This window comes from Mesorhizobium sp. M7A.F.Ca.CA.001.10.2.1 (assembly GCF_003998575.1).
Taxonomy (GTDB): domain Bacteria; phylum Pseudomonadota; class Alphaproteobacteria; order Rhizobiales; family Rhizobiaceae; genus Mesorhizobium.
Genome location: NZ_RZQY01001138.1, coordinates 1 through 954 on the forward strand (window position 1 = coordinate 1; position 954 = coordinate 954).

1 protein-coding gene is annotated in these 954 nt (G+C 64.2%); it reads left to right on the forward strand.

Features of this window, described 5'->3' with window-relative positions; genetic code table 11:
- A partial coding sequence (locus EN964_RS35690) for a deoxyguanosinetriphosphate triphosphohydrolase (RefSeq protein WP_127277534.1) occupies nucleotides 1-954 on the forward strand: 954 nt, incomplete at both ends.

Here is a 954-nt window from a genome sequence, read left to right on the forward strand (position 1 = left end):
CTATCGCACCCGGCTGACCCATTCGATCGAAGTGGCGCAGATCGCGCGCGCCCTGGCACGGGCGCTGCGCGGCGACGAGGATCTCGCCGAGGCGGTGGCGCTGGTGCATGATTTCGGCCACACGCCCTTCGGCCACACCGGCGAGGACGCGCTGAACGAAAAGATGGCCGCCTGGGGCGGCTTCGACCACAACGCGCAATCGCTGCGCATCGTGACGAGGCTGGAGGCGCGCTACGCCGAGTTCGATGGGCTCAACCTGACCTGGGAAACGCTGGAAGGCCTGGTCAAGCACAATGGGCCGCTGACGAATGCTAACGGCAAAGGTCTGAAAGGGCCGGTGCCGCAGGCGATCCGTGATTACTCTGAACTGCACGATCTCGAACTCGACCGGTTTGCCGGCATCGAGGCGCAATGCGCGGCGATCGCCGACGATATAGCCTACAACACGCATGACATCGATGACGGCTTGAGGGCAGGGCTCTTGACGCTGGACATGCTGGAGACGGTTTCGCTGCCGGGAACGATCCTGAAAGGCGTTCGCTCACGCTATCCCTCCCTCGATGATGTGCGCACTGGCCACGAGCTGATGCGGCGGCAGATAACCGCCATGGTCGAGGACGTGATCAAGTCGACGACCGCCAATCTCGATCGCATCAGGCCGCGGAGCGCCGATGCGGTGAGGGCAGCTGGCGAGACGATGGTGGTTTTCTCGGCCGAAATGGCTGCCTTGGAGAAAGAACTGAAGGCCTTCCTGTACAAGCACCTCTACCGGCACGCGGAGGTTATGCGGGTGCGCGCGGACGCCGAGCAGATCGTCAAAAATCTGTTCGACGCCTATTTCGCCGATCCGCGCGCCATGCCGGACGGCTGGCGCGAGGGGCTGGATCGGGCCGACGACCGCATCAAGGCGCGCAGCGTCGCCGACTTCCTGGCGGGTATGACCGACACCTACGC